The sequence below is a fragment of the Leptospira kanakyensis genome (genome assembly GCF_004769235.1).
Taxonomy (GTDB): Bacteria; Spirochaetota; Leptospiria; order Leptospirales; family Leptospiraceae; genus Leptospira_A; species Leptospira_A kanakyensis.
The window spans coordinates 79204-97890 of the sequence record NZ_RQFG01000012.1 but is presented as its reverse complement, the minus strand read 5'-3'; the positions used below and the strand labels follow the sequence as shown (position 1 = coordinate 97890).

Here is an 18687-nt window from a genome sequence, read left to right as displayed (position 1 = left end):
TTTTGTCCAAACAGCCAAAAGAGAGAACATGCGGATGATTTACATCATGCCGCCCATTCCTCCCATACCACCCATTCCTCCCATGCCGCCCATACCAGCGCCAGCAGCATCTTTAGGCTCTGGTTTGTCAGTAATGGTGACTTCGGTTGTTAGGATCATAGCTCCGATAGAAGCTGCGTTTTGAAGAGCAGAACGAACCACTTTCGCAGGGTCAACCACACCAGCTTTGATTAGGTCTTCCCAAACCATAGTGAGTGCGTTGAATCCTTCGTTTCCTTTGCGGGCACGAGCTTGTTCTACAATTACAGATCCTTCAAGACCAGCATTGGAAGTGATCATACGGATAGGTTCTTCTAATGCACGTAAGATGATGTTTGCACCTGTTTGTTCGTCACCACTGAGTTTAAGAGCTTTTACAGCATCTTGCGCACGTAGTAGTGTGAGTCCACCACCAGGAACAATTCCTTCTTCCACAGCCGCACGAGTTGCAGAAAGAGCATCTTCTACACGAGCTTTTTTCTCTTTCATTTCTACTTCAGTCGCAGCACCAACGTGAATCACAGCCACACCACCAGCAAGTTTTGCAAGGCGTTCTTGGAGTTTTTCACGATCGTAATCAGATGTAGTATCTTCGATTTGTTTTTTGATTTGGTTGACGCGGCCTTGGATGTCTTTAGAAGCACCAGCACCTTCGATGATGGTTGTGTTTTCTTTGTCCACTACCACTTTTTTAGCGCGACCAAGCATCTTCACATCAGCGTTTTCAAGTTTCATTCCGAGGTCTTCTGAAATCACTTGTCCACCAGTTAAGATTGCGATGTCTTCGAGCATTGCTTTTCTTCTATCACCAAAACCAGGAGCTTTTACAGCCACACATTGGATGGTTTTACGAAGAGTGTTTACTACGATCGTCGCAAGAGCTTCGCCTTCTACTTCTTCCGCGATGATGACAAGAGGTCTTCCTGCTTGTGCAATTTTTTCGAGCACAGGAAGAAGGTCTTTCATAGACGCAATTTTTTTGTCGTAAATTAAGATGAATGGATCGTTAAAAGTTGCGATCATTGCTTCTGGATCAGTTACCATATAAGGTGATACGTATCCACGATCAAATTGCATACCTTCTACGATATCAAGAGTGGTTTCAATTGATTTAGCTTCATCAACAGTGATCACACCTTCTTTACCTACTTTGTCAAAAGCTTGAGCAATGAGGTTACCGATTTCTGGATCATTGTTTGCAGAGATAGTCGCAACGTTTGCGTATTCTGCTTTGCTATTGATTTTAATAGCGTGTTTTTTGATTTCTTCTACAGCAGAAAGAACTGCTTTGTCAATTCCGTGTTTGAGTGCCATTGGGTTTGCACCCGCAGTAACGTTTTTCAAACCTTCGTTGATGATTGCTTGTGCAAGGATGGTTGCAGTTGTTGTTCCGTCCCCAGCGATGTCGTTAGTTTTTGTAGAAACTTCCTTCACCATTTGCGCGCCCATGTTTTCGATTGCGTCTTCTAATTCGATTTCTTTAGCAACCGTTACACCGTCTTTAGTGATCGTAGGTGCACCGAATTTTTTATCGATCACTACGTTACGACCTTTTGGTCCAAGTGTTACTTTTACTGCGTTAGCAAGTTTGTTCACTCCGCTAAGAAGTTTTCTACGAGCTGTTTCATCAAATTCAATTGTTTTAGCCATGATTGATTATTTCCTTCTATGATTAGTTTGTCACAACACCGAGGATGTCGCTTTCACGGATGATGAGTAGGTCACGTCCGCCTTGTTTGATTTCAGTTCCGGAATACTTTCCGTAAAGAACTGTATCTCCTACCTTTACTTCTAAAGGAACGAGTTTTCCGTCTTCATAACGACCTTGTCCGACAGCGATTACTTTCCCTTCTTGTGGTTTTTCTTTCGCAGTATCCGGAACGATGATGGATCCGATTTTTTCTTCTGACTCATTCTTTGGCTCTACGACCACTCGGTCGCCTAAAGGTTTGATTGATGCCATGAGTAACTCCTTGTATGCAATCTACTAATGATTCCGAGTTTAGCAACAATCCAAAAAGAGTGCTAAACTCAGGTACCATAAAATGATTGGGTCAAAGAATCGTCAAGCACTTTAAGTCAAAGAGTGCTAATCGAGAGCTAGAAGCCGAAAAGGCCGGTTTTCTTGCGTTTGGAGCCTCGTTTGGGGGTGACTCCGAGCATTCCCAGAAGTCCCCTTGTGACCTCTTTGGCAACGGTGCGACCCACTTCCCGGGCGAGTGGGTTTTTGGACAGGGTTTCTACAAAACTAGGATCTTCTTTTTCTTTGGTGCGTTTGTTTTTGGTTTTTTTCTCACCTGACTCTTCTTCGGCGGCCTCGGTTTCGTCGGCAATCGTTTCCATTTTTTTAGAAAGCATTTCGTGAGCACTTTCCCGATCGAGTGTGGTCTCGTATTTTTTGACTAGGTCTGATTTTTTAATTTTAGAATCCAATTCTTCTGGTTTCAAAATTCCCATTCGGGATGCCGGCGGGGCAAGGAGGGTATGGACTAGGGGGGTGGGACTTCCTTTGGGACTGAGAGCGGTGATGAAAGCTTCACCAATTCCGAGTGTGGTGATGACTTCCTTAGTGTCATAAAATTCTGTTTCTGGATAATTTTCAGAAGCAGTTTTTATCGCCTTGCGGTCGTTTGCTGTAAATGCGCGAAGTGCATGTTGGATTTTTAATCCCAATTGTCCCAAAATCTCTTTGGGTAGATCTGTGGGAGACTGAGTGCAAAAAATAATCCCCACACCTTTCGAACGGATGAGTCGAACCATGGTTTCTAATTGTTTCAGTAAATCATTCGAAGCTTCATCAAAAACCAAATGAGCCTCATCAATGAATAAAACAAGTTTCGGTTTTTCCAAATCTCCTTCTTCTGGAAAGGTCGCATAGATTTCTGTGAGAAGGGACAACATAAAAGTCGAGAAGAGACGAGGTTTGGTTTGGATGTCTGTCAAACGAATGATGGATACATTTCCTTTTTTTGATTCTGAATGCATCAGATCATTCACATCAAAAGATGGTTCTCCAAAAAAATCTTCCCCACCTTGGCCTTCGAGTTCGATAAGTTTACGTAAAATGATGGAGATACTTTGTGAAGAAACAGTTCCATATTCTTTTTCTAGTTCTTCTTTCCCTGCATCATTGATGTATTGAAGGGCTTTTTTAAAATCTTTTGTATCGAGGATGGGAAGGCCCAAATCATCACAGTATTTAAAAACAAGGGAGACCACACTTCCTTGTGTATCATTCAGTTCTAAAATTCGAGAAATAAGAACAGGACCAAATTCCGCAATGGTGGCGCGAAGGCGAACCCCCGGTTCTTTCGATAAAGATAAAAACTCAACAGGATAAGAAGAAGGTTTCCAATCGATTCCTAGGGCCTTCGTTCTTTCTTTGATTTTGTCATTTTCTTCGCCGGACTCGGCCAGGCCCGAAAGGTCTCCTTTGATGTCCATGAGAACCACGGGAACTCCCGCTTCAGATAAAGATTCGGTAAGCAGCTGTAAGGTTTTTGTTTTCCCAGTTCCAGTAGCACCAGCGATCAGTCCGTGCCTGTTGAGAGTGGAGAGGGGGATGGAAACACTTGCTTCCTTAAATGTTTCTCCATCAAAGACCCCAGAACCAAGATACAATGATCCTTTGGATGGGTAACCTTCCTTAATTTTTGAAACAAATGCGTCTGATTTTTTTGCCATGCCTATCCTCTTAAATCGTCTACTCCATTTGGTTTTGAATCCTCCGTCAATGTTTTCTGCGGATGGAAAACAATCGTTATGAATAGAATCCGAAAAAGAAAAGAATAAATTTCTCGTACTCTTACTAATATGATTTGAGTTTTTCGAAATTCTTTCTAAGGTTTGGATGTGGCACGTTTCCCTATTTTTTCCGTTTTTCGGTTTGTTTTCCTTTTTCTCCTCGTTTCTTTTTTTGCCCAATGCAACAGATCCATTCCCACTTTGGCACCTGCCAAATCCATCCAGGCGGGAGTCCTTGACCTTTCCACAGAAGATCCGAAAACCTTGGATCCATTCCCTTTGGCAGGGGAATGGGAGGCCTTCCCGGGTGAACTTCCCGAAACCGAAGAGGAATTCAAAGCACTAGATAAAAAAGAACCGATCCGGCTTGCGGTTCCTGCCTATTGGGTGAACCAAAATCTCCCCGCACATGGGTTTGTCACATATCGTTTGAAACTAACGGTAAAAGACCCAATCAACTTGATGTTCTATTTGCGGGAAACTTCCTCAGCTTACCGCGCCTACTACCATAATGCGGAACGGGGACTTGTCCTCCTTGGATCCGCGGGAAAGGTTTCCAAAACAAAAGAAGGTTCGATCGGTTATTATTTAGAAACGGCTCGTTCGTTTCGTGCCACACCTTCCACTGTCATCTACCTTCAAATTTCTAATTATCTCTATTCTCGTGGTGGCCCTTATTATTCTCCTGTTTTAGGGGAAGTGGGAAAAACACTTTTATACCTTCGATTTAAGGAACGAAAAAAAGCATTTTTCTTTGCCACCTTTCTTGTCCTTGCACTTTCTCATTTGTTCCTTTTCGTTCATCGAAAAAAAGATAAGTCCCCACTTTGGTTTTCTTTACTTTGTATTTCTTGGCTCATTCGTATTTTACTTTTTGATCGAGTGTCTAGGGATTGGTTTGTTGCCTCCGACTGGCTCGAGATGTTTCAAATCCGTTTGGAATACATTGCCTTTTGTGGGATTCAAGTTTTTAGTCTTTTGTTTTTTTTCCAGAACCAAACAAACTTTTTTCCTGAAAAATATAAAAGGTATCTTCTGGTTCCTATCCTTTTGGAATTTTTAGTCATAGCCACAACACCGTACGCTGTGTACACAAAACTTCTTATTTTTAGCCAAGCCTATATGGCTATCATTCTTGTCATTGCTATGGTGGCAGCAGTCCGTTCCTGTTTACAAAAGGAAACTAGGTATATCGGAAGTATCATTTTGTTTGGAACCGTTGTGATTCTTTCCGCAACCATCTACGATTCCGTGGTTTTTTTCAAACGATGGGATTTGCCCATGTTAACGGAACTTGCTTTTGCTATCTTTTGTATGTGCCTTGCGATTGTGATTTCTAAACAAAACTCTCACACTTGGGAAACTGCCGAATACCTAACACTGAATTTACGAAAAGAAGTGGAGTGGAAAACCATTGAACTCAGGAAAGAAAAGGAAAAAGCCGAAAAAACAGGGGAACTCAAAGACAAGTTCATCTCCATTGTTTCTCATGACATTCGTTCTCCCTTGTTTGGAATTTCCTCCGTATTCAATTTACTGACAGAATCTCCTCCTTCCCTTTCTCCGGAAAGAGCCAAACAGGTACTCGGTGAGGCATCGACAGGACTCAAAAACATCCTCAGTATGGTTGAGGAACTTATCAAATACTCAAGGTTTCAGAACGCATCTGTTTTTCCTGATTACCAACTTTTTGACTTCCGCCAAATCACTGACCAACTCATCGAACGAGTTCAGGAAATGGCAAAACCTAAAAATATATCCATCATCACCCATATCGAAGAATCTTCCATTGGAATTGGGGATCCTAATTTAATTGAACATTTGATCTGGAATCTACTGACCAATGCAGTTAAATTCACAAAAGAATCGGGAACCGTGGAAATCTCTTTAACGGAGAAGGACAAACACTGGAGTCTCAAGGTCACCGATACAGGGATTGGGATGCCTCCGTATTGGGCTGAACATATTCTGGAAGAGGGCTTTCTTTTTGTTCGCAAAGGAACTGTGGATGAAATGGGGGCAGGGGTTGGCCTTGCTTTTTGTAAAGAAGTAGCAGAAAGACATGGGGCAGAACTCAAAGTCCATTCGGAAGAGGACTTGGGAAGTTCATTTGAATTCCTTCTACCGAACTATGAAAAGATTGTTCTCGTTTTGGATGACAATCCAGGATATAGAAAACAAATTCGCAAAGTCCTTAAAGACCAACCTTGTATCCTTTGGGAAGAGGAATACCCGGATCACGCTCTACTTTCTGTGGGTCGTTTGAAACCAGACCTCATCATTGTGGATTTTTCCATGCCAGAAAGAACGGGAATCGATTTCCTTCGTGATTTGTATTCCAATTCAGAAATGGAAGAAATCCGTTCCATCTTAGTTTCCAGTTCTCATACCGATCCTAATACGGGTTACAAATTGGAAGCCACCGTCATTGAAATTGGTGGAGATGCTTTTTTAACAAAAACATCCCCTGATATAAAGTTGGTGGAACTAGTGAAACGACTGTTAGATCTAGAAACCTAGATTAACATTTGTTCTTTGGCTCGGCCGATCAGTTCCGCTACAGTTTTAGCGTTGAATCGGTCTTTGAGTCTACCGACATGGTATTCAACAGTTCTTTTGGAGAGGCCAATTTCAGTTCCAATTTCTTGGTAGGTTTTTCCATGGCCAAGAAGGGTCAAAATTTGTTTTTCTTTTTTGTTGGCGACTTTCCCATCTTGCGGTTTGCGGTTGAAACTAAGTTTTAAGTTTTTGGAATAAACCGTTTTTCCGGAAGCAATCTCATTAAGGTTTTTGGTGAGGCTACTTAAGTCATCACTTTTCAAAAGATACCCATCCACTCCTGCCTCAATGGCAGAATGAACAATCGGTTGTTCATCGAGCATGGTAAGAGTGACAACTTTTAGGTTAGGATGTTCTTTTTTCCAATCCTTCACCATATTGAGCACGTTTTCCCCTGGAATTCGCAAATCGAGGAGGACGAAGTCAGGTCTTGTTTCATTCAAGAGGGTTACAATTTGAGAGGAATGTTCTGCTTCTCCCACAACTTCAAAATCGGCTGACGAGTTCACCACGTGTTTCACTCCAACTCGAGTCACTGCGTGGTCTTCAACCAGTAATACCTTCTTTTTAGGTGTCATAAATTTCCCTTTTTTTTTGGAACCAGGAACTTTTGTCCCTAGCGTTTCCCCCTAGTAGACGAGGAGAATTGAAAATATTAGTACTATTCCGTTCCATTTGTCCAGAAAAAATCGTGGGTCGATCTACTTAATTTTCTCTTGCAAATTCGCTAAATTGCCCCATTTTCAGAGAAATCCTAGGAGTATGAATGAATACTAAAGTAGAGAGTCTCAAAAAAATATATCTCTTCCAAAAGTTAAACCAAGACGAACTGTTACACATTGCTGAAAAGATCCGGGAAGTCCACCTTCCTCCTCGGAATGTTTTGTATGATATGGGCGAGGAAGCGGAGTCCATGTACATTGTGAAGTATGGAACTTTACAAATTTCCACTGCCACTAGCCACGGGGATGATGTGAACCTCATCACTCTCGGAGAAGGGGATCACTTTGGGGAATTGCCTTTTTTTGATGATGAAAAACGCTCTGCGAAAGTGGAAGCCAAAGAAAATTCTGAATTATACGAACTTCGCTATTCTGATTTGCATGATATGTTTTCCAAAAACAAAGAAATGGAGCTCAAATTTTACAAGGAAGTGACCCATTATTACATCCGTAGACTCCGAAAGTTGACCCATGACTTGGCTTATGCTCGGGAACTTCGGAAACGATTCGCATAAAAGCCAAAAAGAGACAAAATTCAAACAAATCGGGATTTTTTATCGACTGCTTTCGAAAAAACCTTTTCCATTCCTCAGTTTCTTCCTATTACAGCTAAGGAATGGGTTTCGGAATCCGATACTATTTACGTAGGCAGGGAGAAGGAATGCATGGTGGACCCCGAAATCCTAACCGAGAAGATCGTAACACAAAATAAGACCTTCTTGGTGGATTTGAAGAAGAACCAGGCTGGATTCTACCTGAAAGTATCGGAGTGGTCGAATAGCAAAAAATCCTCGATCTTTCTTCCGGCAGAAGGAATCGATCGAATGATCGAAATCTTGAATCAATTTAAAAGCCGGATATCCGATAATGAGAATACGAAAGACCCGGAGTTAGGAGCCTTTTAGGAGTGAGTTTCATGGGGAAATTAGGATTGACCAAACTGTTGTTAGGCCTCTTCCTTTCAATAGGAATGTTGTACGCACAGGCAGATACTGGCGGACAAAATACAGCTAACACTGCAAATGATGAGGATAGCCCTCTTAGAAAAATCGTTTTAGATGATTTTGAAGAGGCTGAGGATTGGAGAGTCAAAGCTACCACTCCACTCGGAGAAACAAGAACTTTGAAACTCGTTCAACGCGGGTTAATCAAAGATGTATTCGATGAAAAAACTGTTCCAGAAGATGGCGGTGACAAACTCGAAAAGAACCATATTTTAGGAGTCAAAACACATTTTGCTGCTAAGGGACTGGATCGTGTGGAACTTTATCCACCACATGAATACATCATCAAAGGTAAAGTGCGACAAATCTCTGTTTGGGTTCTCGGAAGAAAGTTCAGACATACATTATTCGCAAAATTTAGAGATTATAAAGACGTAACACATAATATCCGTTTGGGTCGTTTGGATTTCTTCGGATGGAGAAAACTTACGGCTACCATTCCAGGATTTATTCCACAAAGTACAAGATTTGCACTTTTGGATAAAAACCTTCATTTCGTTTCTCTTTTTGTGACATCTGATGTTCACGAAGTGGCAGGGGACTTTTACTTTTATGTAGATGACCTACAAGTGAGAACCGACAGATCCGAAGCAAAATACCCTGGATCTGAAATTAAGGACAATTGGTAAGCGGGAGAAAGGAACAATGGAAAACAATAAAACAAAAATCCTAACTTTAGTCGCGCTATCGTCCATCGCATTGATTGGTTTTGCGCAGGCACAATACAAAGTATCCAATGGAGTGGCAACACCAGTTGGAAACGATATTGGGGCTCTAGAACTCAAAGCCATTACGATCGAATCTTGGGACAACCCAGTTTCTTCCGCATCCTATGGTTGGGAAGTGTTCACTGATAAAGACGGTGTGAACAAAGATGGTACTGGCGACATGAAATACGATGAGAACAATAAATATTCACCTGTTCTCAATGACCCAGCAAAATCACCTCTTGTGATGAGAGAAGTAAAACTAGTTCCTGGTAAACCAGGCGACGTGAAAAACGTAGATGCAGGAAATGCAAAAGTTTTAGCGGTGAAGTTTCAGTTTACTTTTCCTGGAAACAACGTAGTGACGGTTCGTCCTCCGCGTGCTCCAGAATATGAAGTCACTCGTGCACGACCTTATATCGATGCAGACAACAAAAAGAAGTTGGAAAAGGTTTATGGAATTGAAGCTCCAGGAAACGTAAAAGCCATTTCTGTTTGGGTTCTTGGTCGTGGTAACGAATACGATTTAGAAGGTTGGTTGGAAGATTATAATGGCAATAGCCATATTTTCCCTTTCGGATCCTTGGACTTTGTGGGTTGGAGACCTCTCCACATCCTCATCCCTCCAGGAATCCCACAGGAAGCAAATGCTTTCCCTGCGACAAGAAACCTAATCTTCAAACAGTTCAAAATCCGTTCCAGACTAAACACTGGACCTGAGACTGTTTACCTTTTCTTTGATGAGCTCCGAGTGCTTGCTGATACTTTCGAAGTTCACTTCGATGGAGCAAACCTAGACTTTGATGAAGAAGATTGCAAAAGCAAAGTTAAGATGGAGCAAATGCTTCAGAAGTCCGGAGCTATCTCCACAGGTGCGAAAATCCGCGATTGTGGTGGAAGTAACGGTTCTTCCCAAAACAAATAGAATCCTCACTCACTAAAGGAAGGTTCCTCGGGGAACCAAGGAAAACCCAGCCAATCGGCTGGGTTTTTTGGCTTTACAGAATCGAACGGACCTGGAAAATGAACTCTAGGACTGTTCTTTTCGCGGATTCATCGCTAAATTTACCGTAACAACTTTATAGGAACAATGAACACCCTTTATTGGAAATACGAAGAGGGAGATTCTTTTCATGCCTGATACTATTACCGAAGACAAATCAAACAAAATCGCCGACAACGACAAACTGACTCCTCTCTTTAATGAGGAAATTTATGTACGTGCTGATGCAGGAACGGTTCCCGTTTCTAAATTCAAAATCTTTGACGATGTCATTGATGCATATAAGGCAGAAAATCGTTTAGCAGAAGCTAAACAAAAGATAGAAGACCATTTCAAAGAACATCCTGAGTCTATCTCCGCCAAATACATGTTAATGATTATTTCTTTCATGGAAGATTCCATGGGAGATGCCAATTTGGTGAAGAACATTTTGGATGCTTTCAAAGCTCATGCAAAATGGACAATCATCGAATACATTACAGATTCTATTTTACGATTTGGTGACCACAGACTTGCTCTCCGCGTGAAGGCGGAGGCTCTTGATAAACTCAAGAAAAACAAAGAACTAAAAACAGTTCTAGAAAAACTCGCCAAACAAGATCGTAAAAACCCAGAGATTGCAAAAAAGTACGGCTTTTCCATTATGGAAGAGGACAAACCAAAAGCAATTTCCTATCTCAAACTCGCTGTTGAGATGTATGCAAAAAATAAAGAATACGTTCAGATGGAAGAAATTTGGCCTACCATCGTTCAAAACAATTATGAAGACGTTTCTTTCTTTGATAAAATTGAACGTATCCTTCTTGGACAAAGAGAAAAAACTCGTTTAGTCGGACTTCTATACCCAATCGTTGAACCTTTTAAGGCAATGGAAGATTGGGATCATGTGATCTACTTCTTAAAGAAGATTTTGGAACATGAAGCTGCTTCCCAAAAAGCAAGAAACGAACTCATTCGTGCTTACAAACAAAAATACACAGCGCACTCGTTACTCGAAGATTTCCTCAAGATGAGTGAACTTGGTAACAACCGTAAACCTGTAAAACTTTGTATCACTAACTTCGAAAGAAATATCGTATTTGATACCGGTAACTATGTTATGCATAGAAACTGGGGTGTTGGTAAAATCACATCCATCTCCCAAACCGGAGATTCTATCTTTGTTGATTTTGAAGAAAAGAAAGATCATAAACTTTCCATCCAAATGGCGATCACTTCACTCAAACCTTTGAAGAAAGATCATATTTGGGTGCAACATTACGAAGACAAACAAGCCATCAATACAATGTTTGCTGAGAACTTAGCTGAGTTCTTAAAACAACTTCTTAAATCTTACGACAACCGTATGATCATTGCTGATATGAAGAACGAACTTATCGGAACCTTCTTAAAAGCAGACGAGTGGTCTAAGTGGTGGGCGAAGGTGAAGTCGGTTCTTAAAAAAGAAGCGAACATCGGAATGAATCCTAAGAAAAAGGATGAAGTGGTTTACCATGAAAAACCAATCACTCACTCAGAAACTCTCACGCAAAAATTCCAAGCAATTACTGATACTAATAAAAAACTAGAAATTGCCATGGAAGCGGTTCGTGATGCTGATGAAGCAGCGGAAGCTGGTGAGTTTTTTATTGCTCATTATAACGAAGAAGAATCGGCAAAAGATCCGATTCGTAGACTTTCTGCTTACTTGTATTTGGAAGAAGCTGGAAAGGCTTGGCCAACGGAAGAGTTCTCTCACAAAATTCGTGAGCCTGAACTAAAGAATATCATCCAATCTCTTTCCAAAGACGATGCTTTAAAAATTTCCAAAGGTTTGGAAAACACGGATATTAAAAAAGGATTTAAAGATCTAATCCGTGCCCACCATCCCGAAGCAATCAATATCCTAATTGGGTTATTGTTTGAAGTTCCTGTAAAAGTAAACCGTTCGGTTTTCCAAAACTTAGTTTCTGATGATAAATTTGCAGAACTCAATTTGTTTGTGGAAACAGTTTGTAACAAATCTAAAGAGAACCCTGAAGTTTTCCTTTGGGTTGCCAAATCGATTCTATCTCATACATGGAAGTTTGATTGGTTAAAAGTAAGCGAAGAAGATTTAGTCCTTCGAGTGTTCCGTATCCTCAAACCCCTTGCGAAGATTGAAGACAAAGGAACCAAACTCAAAAACCAAGCAATGGACATTTTGTTCGGAAAAGACAATAGCCTTCTTCGGGACATTTTAACCAATGCAGATGATGAATATGTTCGTAAACTTTTTGCTCTATTCAAAGAAGTTCCTTATGTAACTGATTTAGAAAAAGACCAACTTTATGCTCTCATCAACGAACTCAAACCAAACATAGTTTGGGATGAATACGATTCAGAAGAAGATGCAGATGATGATCCTTTAGCAAACCTTCCAAGCGATGTGGTTCTTGTCACTCGCCGTGCCTTCAATGCTAAAAAACAAGAGTTTGAACACCTTGTGAACGTAGAAATGGCAGAGAACTCTCGTGATATCGGAGAGGCCCAAGAAAAAGGGGACTTAAGAGAAAACGCAGAATACAAAGCTGCTATGGAAAAACAAGCTCAGTTACAAGCGGCCATCAAACGTTTGGAAGCTGAGCTAAAAAGTGCAAGGATCCTTGACCTAAGTGATGTTAAATCAGATAAAGTGGGAATCGGAACCACAGTGCGTTTGAAAAACAAACAAACTAGTGAAACTGTGACTTACTCAATTCTCGGTGCATGGGATGCGGACACGGAAAAGAATATCATTTCTTACCAATCTCCGCTCGCAAAATCACTTCTTGGAAAACACACTGGAAACGAAGCAACACTTGTCTTTGGATCTACAGAAACTGTTTACGAAGTATTGGATATAACTCGTTATTCCATGACAGGGCAAGAAGCCTGAAGTTCCTCAATCCAACCGTGAGTAGAAATTAAATCCACAAACGGTTCGGAAACATTTCCTGCGAAATCGAAGGCCTTAACTTCCAAAAGAAGATAAGGCCTTTCTTTTTGTAAACTCTTCGGAATCAGAACTCGGATGGCTCGTCTGTCGGGATCATATTCGTAGGGAAAGGATTGTCCGTCTATCGTGAGTTCTACGCTCGTACGAAATCCACTTCCCGTATCTCCTAAAACATAAAATCTTTCTTCGAAACAATGGTTTCTCACTTCAGGAAGTTCAATGTAACGTGCAAGAGAAGTCATTGGAAAAATGGTAGGTGGTGTTTCATCAGACAAAACCATTACGTATCCTAGTTTGGTGAGTTTGAAACTAAACCCATTTGATTTTCTTTTCTGTGAGATGGACTGGAATTTTCCAATGGACGTATCATAAAAATAAAGTGATTCTTTTATACTGGGTGCATAACTGAAAGTCCATTCCCCGTTTCCTTCCCCTTTCCAACTCATTTTTTTTGTATCCAATTGGTAGATTTTACCTTTGAGGGGAAGGCCTGCTGGGATTTTAAAAGGAATTTCTTTTTCATTCACCTCGGTGATGAGTAAACTTCCTTCACCAGAAACTTCTGCTTTAGATAAATCGACACTCACCTTGCCATCATTAGAACTAAACTTATTTCCAGTTTTTTGTTTCTTCGAAAATCGAGTGTTCTCTGTTTCATTTTTATCATGAGTGACGGTAAAAAATACAGAAGATTTGTTTCCCGTGGCATCACGGAGGGAAACTTCTAGTGGTAATTTTTCTTTTGGTTTGTATCCATCTAAATCTAAAGAATAACCTTCTTCTTTAAAGTTTTTCGATTGTTCATATATATGATAAAAGTAAACGGGTGGTGCAAGTGAAGACCGATTGATATCGTAAAACTGGTGTTTTTTGGAACCATCTTCATAAGCTAAAAAGTCGAAGTTACGACTAAAAATGGGTTTTCCGTTCACAAATAAATCCATTCCATACACATTGTTTTTGTTACGTGAACGAATGAAGTCATATCCGCTCATCCGAATGCGAACCTTTCCGGTTAATGAAATGGATTCAAAAAGTTCACCCGTATCCGTAAAAAGTTCATACCGGCCTTTTGATTTTTCTTTGGCTGTGAGAAGGATGGGAGTTTCTAAATTGTCTCCTTCTAAATACATAGAAAGGATTGTCGGGGGAGTGGTATCCTTTTGGTGGATTTCTGGAAAGTAGAGTGGGTTTATGATTCCCTTTTCTGATCGAAATTCGAGATGGAGGTGGGAAATTCCCGATCCAGACTCGCCGGTTTTCCCAAGAGGTGTTCCTTTTTTTGCTGAGAACATTCCTTGTGGGAGTTTTAGTTGGAACCCTGCCGGATCTCCCATCAGAAGAATCGCCCGACGAAGCAGTTCTAAATCATACAAACTACCGCCAAAGGAATGTAAGTGGGCGTATTTGGATTTGAGTTTGTATTTAGGGCTATAAAGGTTGAGCGAAAGTCCATACCCAGTTTTAGAATAACTGATTTCTTCAATATACCCATCAAACGTAGCTAAGATGCTATGGCCATTCAGACCATAGGATTTGAAATCGGAACCTAAATGTAGGTTATGGTTACGGATTTCCGCAAAAGTTCCTGAAACAGGTGAATGATAGGGAAGGGGAAACCCAACTTCACTTGTTGGGATTTCCGGGATTTTGCTCTGGCCCCATAAAACGCCGGAAGAAAAACAAATGAGGAAACTGAGGTTACGAAGAAGAGAGATCTCCATGGGAGAATGAGAATCCGCCCACTTCCTTTGTCATGCCTTTCCCGAAATCGAAAGAATTTCCCTTCGTTTCGATTCCCTTGACAAACTAGACTTAGGGCCTAAGATGACAGGGAACATTTCTGTATGAAACAAGGCATTGTATCCTTCTTAATTTTTGCCTTTTCTGGTTGTGCCTTTTTATCTAAGGAGCCGGGAAGGCCTCCTAAAATTGATGGGGTTCCTATCCCTGATTCCAAACGTTTGATTTATATCCAAAATGTCAGAAACAATACGTATTCCCCTGGAATGCATACCCGTCTCACCCAAATGATTATGGAAGAAATTGATAGACGGGGTAGGTTTATCACAACCCGAGAAAAAACTCTCGCGAAATACCGGTTGTATGCAGAGATTGTCCACTACCAACAAGTCGGAGATCTTATGGATCTTGCGGACAGACAAATTACTTCGGAACTATTTGTTGTGACTCGAGTAGAAATCATAGAGGCGGAGACAGGAAATAAAATTCCTATGGAACGCAGCGAAATTCCTGGACGAGTTCATTTTTCTACACAAATTGGGTTTCGGGAATCCGAATTAGAAGCTCAGAACCGTCTCCTTCGGGTGATGGCGCTTCGAATTGCAGAAGAAGCAGAAAGAGGTTGGTATTATTCTCTTTCTGGTGTACTTAACTAAGTTGAATCATAAGGAGATAAACCTTGCAAAACGATCCTATTTCCGCTGAAGACACAAAAAAAGAGATGCTCGCCTTTGAAGAGTATCTTAAAGAAAAAGGACTTAAAATAACCAACCAACGTTTGTTAGTTGCGCAAAAGATCTTTTCTTCTCACAATCACTTTACTGCAGAAGGTCTTTTGGATGAACTAAAAGACAATAAGGATCGTATCTCCAAAGCAACCATCTATCGAATCCTTGCGATTATGGTAGAAGCAGGACTTCTCGAAGAACATGACTTTGGTAAAGATTATAAATATTATGAACATATTATTGGCCATGAACACCATGACCATATCATTTGTATGCAGTGCGGTCGGATTGTTGAATTCATCGATGAAAGGATTGAAGAACTACAAAACAAAGCTGCATCTGAAAATGGGTTTACCATCACAGGACATAGTTTGAATATTTTTGGTAATTGTTTGAATTTTGCGAATTGTGAACATAAAACCAAAAAATAGTGTCTTCTATTTTTAAAGAAAAATCAAAAGACTCCGGTTCTTACGCAAGAACCGGAACCCTTCATTTAAACGGAATCCAAATTGAAACTCCCATCTTTATGCCGGTGGGAACAAGGGGAAGTATCAAATCCCTTTCTTCCTCGGACATTGATGAATTGGGTTATAATCTAATTCTCGCCAATACCTACCATTTGTATCTGAGACCAGGCAAAGAAGTTTTAGATCATTTTCATGGCCTAAAAAATTTCATGTCCTACAAAAGAGCCTTACTTACTGATTCCGGTGGGTTTCAGGTTTTTAGCCTTGCGAGCCTTTTTAAGTTTGAAGAGGACGGAGTTCGGTTCCAATCCCATATCGATGGGAGCCACCATAAATTCACGCCTGCTTCTGTCATCGAAATGCAACGTTCCATTGGTTCTGATATCATGATGGTTTTGGATGATTGTGCACCCTTTGGTAGTGATCTCGGACGATTGGAGTTGGCTCTGGACAGAACACACCGCTGGGCCAAGGAATCATACGATTATTGGATGGAGAACCCAGGCGGACAGAATGTATTTCCCATTGTTCAGGGAGGAGTGAATGAATCCCTCAGAAAAAGAAGTTTAGATACATTACAAAACATTAATTTTCCTGGGATTGCCATTGGGGGCCTTAGTGTTGGAGAACCGCGCCCAGATTACATTCGTATTTTAGAATGTATGGCACCGTTTTTTGACCAGGCACGTCCGAGATATCTGATGGGTGTGGGTACCGTTGTGGACATATTGGAAGGTGTTAAGAATGGAATCGATATGTTTGATTGTGTTTTACCGACAAGGAACGCAAGGAACGGGCAGGTGTTCACCTCACTCGGGAAAATCAATTTAAGGAATGAAAGCCATCGCCTGGCCGAAGGCCCTATCGACCCTGAATGCGGGTGTAAGGTTTGCTCAACATATAGCCTTGGCTATATACGCCATTTACATAAGGTGAAGGAACTCTCCGCTTTCTCGCTCTCAACGTATCACAACTTATATTTTATGCAAAGCTTCATGGAAAAGATGCGAAAGTCCATAGAAATAGGCAATTTTCAGAGCTTTTATGACCATTGGAAAAATTTGTTTGGTAGCTAAAATTATTAGGTTGACGTATCTCTTTTTTTTGAATGCAATTGTACCGTCATTTCTACATTGATTGTAGCTTCATTGAGGAGTCTCTAGACACACATGGAAATCACCAGAAGGGAAAAAGATAAAATCGTAGTCCTCGATATTAACGGGGAAATCGACCTTTATAACGCGCCTGAGATCAAGGATGTAATTGCCAAATTGATCGAAGAACAAAAATACTGCATTGTCATCAATCTCGAGAAGGTATCCTATATCGACTCTTCCGGAATTGGAGCTTTAATTTCAAGTTTGTCCAACTTGAAGAAATACCAAGGTGGGCTTAAAATCATCAACGTAGCTGGTTCCGTTCGTAAGGTATTTGAACTGACTAAGTTGACTTCATTTTTTGAGATTTTCGATAGCGAAGACGAAGCAGTTACTGCTTTCAAGTAAACGGGAAGCGTGTTTTGCGCTTCTCTCTTACAAAACCCCCCGAAGAAAAGTTAAGGAGTTTGTTATGTTAAGAAAGAAAAAGACAACCGTCTTTCTCTCTGGTTTGGTATTGTTTTCCATTGGATTTGTTAACTGTGCCCAAGAACTTCCGCTAAAAGAACTGGAGCTTGCAAAGTCACAGGTCGAAAGAGCGGAAAGACTTTCCGCTGAAGAATTTGCACCGGAAGAATATTCGGAAGCAAAAAAAAGTTTAGCTTCGGCAAATGAATTTGCTTCAGAAGAAAAGGCATCTGATTCTAAAAAGAGTGCAGACTATGCGATTTCTAAAGCTTATGATGCATTAGAAAAAACGTTACCAAAACTTGCTGCAAAATCTCGTGAAGAAGCAGTGACTGCGATTGATGCTGCTGACGAAGCGTATGCCGCAGAATACACACCAGAAGAATTTAAAAAAGCTGTAGCAGCGCGTGATGCTGGTGAAACCAAATTGGCACAAGCAGATGCAAGCCTTGCCTCTTACTTACGTGAAGACAAAGACGAAACTGCAAAAGAACTAAAACGTACTGTTGCCTTACAAGAATACGAAGATGCACACAATAGTTTCCTTGAAGCTGCAAAAATCAGCCAAGATGCAAAAAAAGTGGCTTTAGACAGATCTGGTTCTATCCGTCAGTCCGCTGATGAAGTGGATGCTGCATTAGAAAAGGCTTATACATATTCCAAAGGTGGAAATCCTGCTATTGACGAAGAAAAAGCTAGGGTTGCTTCTGCTCGTGAAGACATTACAGCCGGTCGTTTGAAAACTGCTGATGAAAAAATTAAAGCGGCTCGTTTAGCATCTGCTTCTTTACTTGCCACCGCAGTGAAAGACCATGCAAAAAACCGCAATGGCCAAGCTCGTGAAGTAGTAGAAGATGCAAACGCACGTTTTGGCGAACTCAGTGCTGAGACCTACCTTAAATCCAATGCAAAAGAATCTTATGCAAGCACTCAAGAAAACTTAGGTGCTTCCAATGAATCTCTCCAAGCATCGGGAAACCTTTTAGAACAAGAAAAATTTGATGATTCTATTGCTCAGTCAGAAGAAGCCATCCGCCTAGCTGAGATTTCGATCGATCAAATCGAAACTTTGAAAGGTAAAAACACGGTAGCGAAAAAAGATCGTAAAACTGTGGAAACAGACACAACAACTACTACCAAAACTGAGGAAACAAAAGATGAGAAAGCTTCTTCCTCACAAGTGGAAGAACTTTCTGGTGGTTGGAAAAGATATACTGTTGAAAAATCGAATCCAGCTGATTGCCTTTGGAGAATTGCGGACAGAGAAGACATCTATAGCGATGCAAAACTCTGGCCAAGAATTTTCGAAGCCAACCGTAAATCAATTCGTAACAAAAACTTGATTTATCCAAAACAAAAATTGAACATCCCGCCAAAAACAGGGAATATTGGAACTGCCCCTAAGGAATAAACAAGACTTATGTGAAAGGGAAAAAAGCTGTCGTAA

The 18687-nt window shown here is 40.9% G+C and carries 16 protein-coding genes; 11 read left to right on the top strand and 5 right to left on the bottom strand.

Features of this window, described 5'->3' with window-relative positions; genetic code table 11:
- Positions 1-39: 39 nt before the first annotated feature.
- The 3 genes from groL to EHQ16_RS10000 form a co-directional block, all read right to left on the bottom strand.
- A complete protein-coding gene (gene groL / locus EHQ16_RS10010; protein WP_135635952.1) occupies positions 40-1689 on the bottom strand; it encodes a chaperonin GroEL in 1650 nt (549 codons plus the stop codon).
- 22 nt (positions 1690-1711) lie between these two features.
- Positions 1712-2002 (bottom strand): co-chaperone GroES, encoded by a 291-nt coding sequence (gene groES / locus EHQ16_RS10005; RefSeq protein ID WP_004784852.1) that lies wholly within the window; start codon positions 2000-2002, stop codon positions 1712-1714.
- 137 nt (positions 2003-2139) lie between these two features.
- Positions 2140-3723, bottom strand: coding sequence for a helicase HerA-like domain-containing protein (locus EHQ16_RS10000; protein WP_135635954.1), 1584 nt, complete (start codon positions 3721-3723; stop codon positions 2140-2142).
- Between the two features lie 162 nt (positions 3724-3885).
- On the opposite strand from EHQ16_RS10000, the gene EHQ16_RS09995 reads away from it, so the two are divergent.
- The gene (locus EHQ16_RS09995; protein ID WP_135635956.1) at positions 3886-6303 is read left to right on the top strand and encodes a hybrid sensor histidine kinase/response regulator; all 2418 of its coding nucleotides are present in this window, start codon (positions 3886-3888) and stop codon (positions 6301-6303) included.
- On the opposite strand, the gene EHQ16_RS09990 is transcribed toward EHQ16_RS09995, so the two are convergent.
- A complete protein-coding gene (locus EHQ16_RS09990; RefSeq protein ID WP_135635958.1) occupies positions 6300-6920 on the bottom strand; it encodes a response regulator transcription factor in 621 nt (206 codons plus the stop codon). The genes EHQ16_RS09995 and EHQ16_RS09990 overlap by 4 nt on opposite strands.
- A gap of 188 nt (positions 6921-7108) precedes the next feature.
- On the opposite strand from EHQ16_RS09990, the gene EHQ16_RS09985 reads away from it, so the two are divergent.
- The 5 genes from EHQ16_RS09985 (at position 7109) to greA (ending at position 12674) form a co-directional block, all read left to right on the top strand.
- Positions 7109-7579: a cyclic nucleotide-binding domain-containing protein gene (locus EHQ16_RS09985; RefSeq protein WP_135635960.1), complete on the top strand. Its 471-nt coding sequence runs from the start codon at positions 7109-7111 to the stop codon at positions 7577-7579.
- 153 nt (positions 7580-7732) lie between these two features.
- Entirely contained in the window at positions 7733-7969 is a 237-nt protein-coding gene (locus EHQ16_RS09980; protein WP_002975368.1) for a DNA-binding protein, read from the top strand.
- Positions 7970-7980: 11 nt separating this feature from the next.
- Entirely contained in the window at positions 7981-8697 is a 717-nt protein-coding gene (gene flaA2, locus EHQ16_RS09975) for a flagellar filament outer layer protein FlaA2 (protein ID WP_135578610.1), read from the top strand.
- A gap of 16 nt (positions 8698-8713) precedes the next feature.
- Complete coding sequence (gene flaA1, locus EHQ16_RS09970; protein WP_135635962.1) at positions 8714-9700, top strand: flagellar filament outer layer protein FlaA1; 987 nt, start codon at positions 8714-8716, stop codon at positions 9698-9700.
- A gap of 208 nt (positions 9701-9908) precedes the next feature.
- The gene (gene greA, locus EHQ16_RS09965; RefSeq protein WP_135635964.1) at positions 9909-12674 is read left to right on the top strand and encodes a transcription elongation factor GreA; all 2766 of its coding nucleotides are present in this window, start codon (positions 9909-9911) and stop codon (positions 12672-12674) included.
- On the opposite strand, the gene EHQ16_RS09960 is transcribed toward greA, so the two are convergent.
- Positions 12647-14458 (bottom strand): M23 family metallopeptidase, encoded by a 1812-nt coding sequence (locus tag EHQ16_RS09960; protein WP_135635966.1) that lies wholly within the window; start codon positions 14456-14458, stop codon positions 12647-12649. The two genes, greA and EHQ16_RS09960, sit on opposite strands and share 28 nt — an antisense overlap.
- Before the next feature lie 123 nt (positions 14459-14581).
- Between EHQ16_RS09960 and EHQ16_RS09955 the strand changes: the two genes are divergently transcribed.
- From EHQ16_RS09955 to EHQ16_RS09935, 5 genes are all read left to right on the top strand, one after another.
- Positions 14582-15133, top strand: a complete 552-nt coding sequence (locus EHQ16_RS09955; RefSeq protein ID WP_135635968.1) for an LPS assembly lipoprotein LptE — start codon at positions 14582-14584, stop codon at positions 15131-15133.
- 65 nt (positions 15134-15198) lie between these two features.
- A complete protein-coding gene (locus tag EHQ16_RS09950; RefSeq protein WP_244242047.1) occupies positions 15199-15636 on the top strand; it encodes a Fur family transcriptional regulator in 438 nt (145 codons plus the stop codon).
- Entirely contained in the window at positions 15636-16751 is a 1116-nt protein-coding gene (tgt, locus tag EHQ16_RS09945; RefSeq protein WP_135635972.1) for a tRNA guanosine(34) transglycosylase Tgt, read from the top strand. The genes EHQ16_RS09950 and tgt overlap by 1 nt, the downstream gene beginning before the upstream one ends.
- Positions 16752-16844: 93 nt before the next feature.
- The gene (locus tag EHQ16_RS09940) at positions 16845-17180 is read left to right on the top strand and encodes an STAS domain-containing protein (protein ID WP_002975418.1); all 336 of its coding nucleotides are present in this window, start codon (positions 16845-16847) and stop codon (positions 17178-17180) included.
- A gap of 64 nt (positions 17181-17244) precedes the next feature.
- Entirely contained in the window at positions 17245-18651 is a 1407-nt protein-coding gene (locus EHQ16_RS09935; protein ID WP_135635974.1) for a lipoprotein LipL71, read from the top strand.
- Positions 18652-18687 lie beyond the last annotated feature (36 nt).

What these genes read in the sequence shown, in the direction of transcription:
- EHQ16_RS09990 (WP_135635958.1), bottom strand. Translation starts at nt 6,920, where the DNA reads ATGACACCTAAAAAGAAGGTATTACTGGTTGAAGACCACGCAGTGACT.
- flaA1 (WP_135635962.1), top strand. Translation starts at nt 8,714, where the DNA reads ATGGAAAACAATAAAACAAAAATCCTAACTTTAGTCGCGCTATCGTCC.
- EHQ16_RS09950 (WP_244242047.1), top strand. Translation starts at nt 15,199, where the DNA reads ATGCTCGCCTTTGAAGAGTATCTTAAAGAAAAAGGACTTAAAATAACC.
- EHQ16_RS09960 (WP_135635966.1), bottom strand. Translation starts at nt 14,458, where the DNA reads ATGGAGATCTCTCTTCTTCGTAACCTCAGTTTCCTCATTTGTTTTTCT.
- EHQ16_RS09940 (WP_002975418.1), top strand. Translation starts at nt 16,845, where the DNA reads ATGGAAATCACCAGAAGGGAAAAAGATAAAATCGTAGTCCTCGATATT.
- EHQ16_RS09985 (WP_135635960.1), top strand. Translation starts at nt 7,109, where the DNA reads ATGAATACTAAAGTAGAGAGTCTCAAAAAAATATATCTCTTCCAAAAG.
- groES (WP_004784852.1), bottom strand. Translation starts at nt 2,002, where the DNA reads ATGGCATCAATCAAACCTTTAGGCGACCGAGTGGTCGTAGAGCCAAAG.
- flaA2 (WP_135578610.1), top strand. Translation starts at nt 7,981, where the DNA reads ATGGGGAAATTAGGATTGACCAAACTGTTGTTAGGCCTCTTCCTTTCA.
- greA (WP_135635964.1), top strand. Translation starts at nt 9,909, where the DNA reads ATGCCTGATACTATTACCGAAGACAAATCAAACAAAATCGCCGACAAC.
- groL (WP_135635952.1), bottom strand. Translation starts at nt 1,689, where the DNA reads ATGGCTAAAACAATTGAATTTGATGAAACAGCTCGTAGAAAACTTCTT.
- EHQ16_RS10000 (WP_135635954.1), bottom strand. Translation starts at nt 3,723, where the DNA reads ATGGCAAAAAAATCAGACGCATTTGTTTCAAAAATTAAGGAAGGTTAC.
- EHQ16_RS09935 (WP_135635974.1), top strand. Translation starts at nt 17,245, where the DNA reads ATGTTAAGAAAGAAAAAGACAACCGTCTTTCTCTCTGGTTTGGTATTG.
- EHQ16_RS09955 (WP_135635968.1), top strand. Translation starts at nt 14,582, where the DNA reads ATGAAACAAGGCATTGTATCCTTCTTAATTTTTGCCTTTTCTGGTTGT.